The sequence below is a fragment of the Sphingobium limneticum genome, from assembly GCF_008710165.1.
GTDB lineage: Bacteria > Pseudomonadota > Alphaproteobacteria > Sphingomonadales > Sphingomonadaceae > Sphingobium > Sphingobium limneticum.
In genome coordinates this window covers 121,180-127,354 of sequence record NZ_VYQA01000016.1, presented here as the reverse complement: position 1 = coordinate 127,354, position 6,175 = coordinate 121,180, and the positions used below count along the sequence as shown (strand labels likewise).

Genomic DNA, 6,175 nt, shown 5'->3' with positions numbered 1-6,175 from the left:
GCCGCCAGCGTTCGTTCTGAGCCAGGATCAAACTCTCAAGTTTGATGTCCGATACGTGCCAGCCGGAATAGGGCCAACACATACCGCTCATTTTCAGGAGCCATTCCTGCACAATATATTCTAGTGGAATATACTGAGACATATGAACAACCCATCAAGCAAAGCTCAACGGGTTCCTATAAGGAACGGCCTAATTTAACCGATCACATGACGCCTGAAAGCCGCCACAGACCGGAGCCGCCGCCCACATGTCCCTTCATCTAACCGACAATGTCAAAGAACCACCGACAAGTTTTGGCGGACAACCATCCAACCCCTTCCTTGCGTCTGGGGGAACAGTGTCCGTCTATGTTGGCGACCGTCCAGTCCAGCGCCGCAGTGGCGTCGTCCCGTCCGGTGAAAAGCCCTCTAGATGGGTCCGATGAGTCGGTCAACGCCTTTTTTCAAAAAAATGTCATGAGAACGATCATTTCGACGCCAGAGGGCATAGGAGACGAAAATGCGCGCCCTGCGACGAAAGGAGAAGAGACAAGTCGGCGCGATAGGCTTCCAGCAAGGAGCGGGCTATCGCCAGACCGAGTCCCGTTCCGCCCTGTTCCCGCTTGCTGGTAAAAAAGGGGTCGAAGATCTTTCCCCTGTCTCCTTCCGGAATACCTGGTCCGTCATCGACGAGATCGAGGCAAGCAAAGCCATCCTGTATCGTCAGGCCGATCCTCATCCGGGTCGCACCAGCCTGCCGTGCGTTATCGGCCAGGGTCATCAGCACGGCCTCCAGCGCGTCTGGATCGATGGCCAATATTGGCGCCTGTTCTGGCAAAGCCAGGGCAATGGTGAATTCACGCCCGCCAAGCGCGTCCGCGACGGCCGCCAGAAGTGGGCCGGCCTCCACGCTTGCATCCTGCTCCCCCATCAAGACATCGGCGCGCGCCAACTCCATGAGGCGTCGCACAAGCCGGGACAGCCGTTCCGCATCCGCCGCCATATTGGCGAGAAAGCGTGTCCGGTCGGCAGAGGTCATGTCCATGCCATGGTCCTGCAGCAACTCGATCGCCCCGGAGATCGCGGCGAGCGGCGTCTTGAACTCGTGGCTGACCGACGAGGCGAAGTCCCGCAAATAGCGCGAGCGCTTTTCGATGCTGTCGGCCATCTGCTCGAAATCCTCGAACAGGGTCCGGATTTCCACCACTTGCAGCGAAGGATGGCGCGGTGCGATCCGGCGCCCGGAGGCAAGGCTGCGCGTGGCGCGACTCAACCCCTCGATCGGCCGCACGATCGCGCGCGACAATATGGCTGAAAGGACCAGCAGCAGCAGGAAGATCGACACCACCCCCAGCATGATCTTACCCCTGTCTTCGTAGAGGCCCAGGAACAAGGCGCGCGGCGAGCGGGACAGCAGCAGCGCCGCCACGACCTTGCCATCGACGCGGATCGGCCGCGCATGATGCAGCCTGATGTTGCCGGCGCGGCTCAGCCATGTCAGCGGATAAGGGGCAATATAGCCTTCATTCCGCCGCAACACCGTCACCGCCTTGCCGGCCAGTGCCGCCTTGATCTCCGGCAGATCCGCCAGGCTTCGTCCCCCTTCCCTGCCGTTCAGCACAAGCCCCTGCCGATCGAGTATCAGGATGGAGGACAGGGTCGTGAGTTTCGTTTCCTGAAATGCGGGCATCATCCGGCGCGCGATTCCGACCGCCAGTCCGTCCGGCCGATCACGCGTCTGCGACGCTGGCGGACGCGCTGGCAGGACCGGCGAAGCCCGCAAGTCCACCTCCGTCATCCGATCATGATAGCGGACGGCCTCGCTCGGTCCGGGTTCCGGCGCGACCGGGTCGCTCGCCACCACGGCCGCACTGGCTGCCAGCGCCGCGCCTTGCGCCACGAGTTCAGCTTCGGTCCGACGGACAAGTGCATTTTCATACACCCGCAAAAAAATCGCCCCAAATCCCGGCAAAGCCGCCACGAACAACAATGTGCCGAGCAGGATCGTACGCAGCCGGAGCACCGGCCAGTAGCGGGCAATCCATGCCTTGATCGCCGATGTCATGCGGGCGACGCCGTCCCGCAGCATCCGCCAAGCCGATAACCGATCCCGGCCCGCGTCTCGATCAGGTCGACGCCGCCCACATCGGCAAATTTGCGCCGCAGGTTGCGAACATGACTGTCGACGGTTCGGTCGGTCAGCGCAAAGCCCGGCCCCCGAAACCGGTCGATGATCTGGTCGCGGGAGAATATGCGCGCGGGCATCGCCAACAGGGTGCGCAATATGGTGAATTCCGTCACCGTCAGGCTGACCTCCACACGCTGCCAATGCGCCGACCAGCTCTCCGTATCGAGGCTGAGCAACCCGTGGCGCATGATGCCGACATTCTCGACCGCCGGAGGCTTGGCAGCGGTGCGGCGCAGGATGGCCATGGATCGGGCCACCACTTCCCGGGGCGAAAAGGGTTTCACCACATAATCGTCGCCGCCAAGTTCTATGCCCAGCACCCGGTCGATTTCATCGTCGCGCGAGGAAAGGAAGAAGATCGGGACATCGTCCTGCGCCCGCAGCCGACGGCAGACCTCAAGCCCGTCCATGCGCGGCATATTGATGTCGAGGATGACGAGATCGGGGCGCTGCCTCTCTACCTGCGTCAGGGCTTCCTCGCCATCGGCGGCTTCGATCGTTTCCAATCCCGCCTTGCCGAAGGCGAAGACGAGCAACTGGCGGATATGGGGATCGTCGTCCACGATCAGGATGGTGCTGGGCATGGGGTACATGATCATTTCACGGTCTCCCCTGTCAACGCACGAACCGTCTTGGGATCGACATGTTCGGATTGAACAGGCGATGCCGCGACGGGCGGAGGCGGGATCAGCGCTCCGTCGCACGCACGCGGCCTCAGCATCAGGCGCAGCGGCCCAGTTTGCGCCGCGATCAGGCGAGCTTGTGTCAGTCGCTTTTGCCCGAGCAGCGACCAGCCCCGCCGCTGATCCGCCGCCAGCTCATAGGCGCGACGTGCCCGAACAGCCTCCACCCGTTCACGAAAAGCCGGGGCGATGGTCGATTGCTGCTCCAGTTGCAACAAAGCAAGGAGCGCCGAATCGCCCAGATGATCGAGATAACAAAGATCGAGCGTGACACCCCGTCCACCGACCTCCCGGGCGTGACGCACATTCCATTGCGCGGCGATCGCACCCAGATCCACGAAGCTAACCACGGTAAGGACCAGCGCCACCGCAGCCAGATTGACATTGACGAGCCAGGACGCGCTGTGATCGCGCAGCAGCCGCCAGCAGATGGTAGCCATGCCGAAGCCGACCAGCGCCATCCAGATCAGCGCCGCGATACGCAACCGGGTCAGCGAATAGGCGTCGATATAGTCGGCCACGCGCAACATGGAGGAAGCGACGAGGATGATATTCTGCCCAATCCACAGCGACACCAGCTTGCGGATTGCAGGGATACGTGCGGTATCCGCACCGGGCCGCAGCGTTACCAGAACGAACAGCGCCGCCAGCATCGCGGTCGCGATCAACGGATAGGCACCGCGATGGGCATAATCGGCCATGGACATGTCGGCAGGCATCGGTGCCCACCCCCAAAGCCAGGCGGCGTCCATCAGATTCTGTGCCGCAAAGATCAGGTTGAAGACGATGAGGGACAGAGTAACCGAGGCGACCGACACGCCGGGCAGGCTCGCATCGGCTCGCCCGCCAAAGATCGGCAAAAGGCGGCGGGCCGCTCTGGGCCGCAGCAGGCTCCAGATGGCGATGAAGATCAAGGTCCAGAAAGCCACCCGCGCGAACAGCGAGATGGACAGATCTAGCAGCAGTAAAGACGACAGGAAACGCTCGATCAGGGGATTGGCCGCTGCGAACAGGCTGAGGATTATGGCACTGCCGATCAGCGGCAGGGCTAATGTGGCCATGGCTGCCTGCATGCTCCAGCGCCCCGATCGTCCCGCCGCGCGAACCTTGAGCAGGCGGCGTACATCGATCAGCGGCACGAACGGCGCGCGCAGCCCGTGCAGCAGCAGGCGTTGGAACCAACGCCAGCCATCGTCGAACCGCGCCGTCGCCGGCAACAATGCGGCCATGGCCGCCGCAATCCAGAACAGCATCCACGCCAGCAAGCTCGCATCGTAAAGCAGCGCGCCGCTGAACAGGCCGGCAGCCGCCAGCGCGACCCAAGCGCGCCGATCGCGGCCGATCATGGGCCGACCGATCAGCAACGCGCCCAACACCGCCAGCGTGAACAGGCCGACATAGCCCCCATAAAATTGACGCTGATAGAAAAGCCAGTCGCCCAGTCCGACGACCAGCAAAGCCGGCAACAATTTCCAGCGAAAGCGCGCGGTGAAGCGCAGGGCTGAAGCAGGCATGATCTTGTCTCCCTGAATGTCGGGGCAAGATGGGCCGCTCTCAAGCAGATCATCGGGGCAGTTGATGAATAGTTGGCGCAGCCGTGATGCAGGCGATGTGCAGGGAGAATCGCAAACCACGCAATTCTGCGAAAAAGCCGATCGGGCGCGGCTGATGGTGAGCAACAGGGGCATTCAGGCACTCTACTCGTCGCTTGCTAGCGCCGCTTTGTCGATCTTATTCTCTCTCTACTGCAATAGTGGAGAAACCAGCATGCACAGACGCTCGGTCATCGCTCTCACCCTTCTTCCCGGCCTGATCCTTGCCGGATGCAGCCAGCCGCCCAGCGGCTACGTCTATGAAGAAGCCAATAATGGTCCTGCCAGCGCCGTCAGCGCAGAACGCTATGACGGCCATTCGGTCAGCCCGGTCCTTCAGGTCGCCAACGCCCCCGTTTCGACTTTCGCGGTGGATGTCGACACCGGCGCCTATGCCAATGTCCGCCGCATGCTGCTGGGCGGCCAGGCCGTCCCGGCCGATGCGGTGCGGACCGAGGAAATGGTCAATTATTTTCGCTACGACTATCCCCTGCCCGCCGATCGCGACGCGCCGTTCAGTGTGACGACCGACATGGCGACCACGCCCTGGAATCCGGGCACGCGGCTGCTGCGCATCGGCCTGCGCGGCTATGATGTCACCCGATCCGAGCGGCCGTCGGCCAATCTGGTCTTCATGGTCGATGTGTCGGGATCGATGCAGGATGCCGACAAGCTGCCGCTGGTGAAGCAGGCGCTCTCCACCCTGGCCGATGGGCTGCGACCCGACGATAGCGTGTCGATCATCACCTATGCCGGGTGGGTCGAGACGTTGGTGGAGGGCAGTCATGATCCGGCCGAGATCAAGGCGGCGCTGGATGGGCTGGATGCGCAGGGGGCAACGGCAGGCGGTCCTGCGCTGGCCATGGCCTATGATCTGGCGCGCGCGCACCGCATAGCGGGCGGCATCAACCGTATCATCATGGCGACGGACGGCGACTTCAATGTCGGCCTGTCCGACCAGCAGGGGCTGGAGGATATGGTGAAGCGGAACCGGGAAGATGGCATTACCCTGACCACGCTGGGCTTTGGCCAGGGCAATTATAATGACGCGATGATGGAGGCTGTGGCGGATCTTGGCAATGGCAACCATGCCTATATCGACAGCGCCATGGAAGCGCGCAAAGTGCTTGGTGAAGAGCTGTCCTCCACGCTCTTCACCATCGCCAGGGATGTAAAGATACAAGTGGAGTTCAATCCGGCAGCGGTCAGCCAGTATCGGCTGATCGGCTATGAAAATCGTGCGCTGGCGGAGGAGGATTTCGCCGACGATCGCGTGGACGCCGGAGAGATCGGCGCCGGCCATCAGGTGACGGCGCTCTATGAGATCGTGCCGGTGGGGGAAGCGGGCTGGAGCGGGCTGCGCAAATATGCGGCCAACCGAGCACCGACCGGAACGGGCGACGCCCGCGAGTTGGCCACGGTCCGCCTGCGCTACAAATTACCCGAAAACGAGACGAGCCGCCTGATCGAACACCCCGTCCCCGCCGCCCTGATCGCCACGGCCAGCCGGCCGCAGGGTGATATGGCCTTTGCCGTCGCGGTCGCCGCCTTCGGTCAGAAACTGCGGGGCGATACGCGGCTAGGCACGTTCGACTATCCCGACATCGCCCGTCTGGCCGGCCCGCAGTCTAACTATTGGCGGCAGGAATTCATGCAACTGGCCAGGCTTGCGGCATCCGGGCGCCGCGCCGAACGGATCGGGGACGAGGGAGACTGAACCCGCGCCCCTGAAC

Annotated in this window: 4 protein-coding genes; 1 reads left to right on the top strand and 3 read right to left on the bottom strand. The window is 62.7% G+C overall.

All coding sequences use genetic code 11. The annotated features are described in order from the left end of the window. Positions 1 to 466: 466 nt before the first annotated feature. Genes F4U95_RS18785 through F4U95_RS18775 form a run of 3 tightly spaced genes read right to left on the bottom strand, consistent with a single transcriptional unit; the run spans position 467 to position 4,364 of the window. Positions 467 to 2,044, bottom strand: coding sequence for a sensor histidine kinase (locus tag F4U95_RS18785; RefSeq protein ID WP_246171641.1), 1,578 nt, complete (start codon positions 2,042 to 2,044; stop codon positions 467 to 469). Then, a complete protein-coding gene (locus F4U95_RS18780) occupies positions 2,041 to 2,751 on the bottom strand; it encodes a response regulator transcription factor (protein WP_120253489.1) in 711 nt (236 codons plus the stop codon). The genes F4U95_RS18785 and F4U95_RS18780 overlap by 4 nt, the downstream gene beginning before the upstream one ends. An 11-nt stretch (positions 2,752 to 2,762) precedes the next feature. Beyond that, positions 2,763 to 4,364, bottom strand: a complete 1,602-nt coding sequence (locus F4U95_RS18775) for a DUF4153 domain-containing protein (RefSeq protein ID WP_120252678.1) — start codon at positions 4,362 to 4,364, stop codon at positions 2,763 to 2,765. 253 nt (positions 4,365 to 4,617) lie between these two features. Here F4U95_RS18775 and F4U95_RS18770 point away from each other — a divergent pair, with 253 nt between their 5' ends. Further along, complete coding sequence (locus tag F4U95_RS18770; protein WP_232016526.1) at positions 4,618 to 6,159, top strand: vWA domain-containing protein; 1,542 nt, start codon at positions 4,618 to 4,620, stop codon at positions 6,157 to 6,159. Positions 6,160 to 6,175 lie beyond the last annotated feature (16 nt).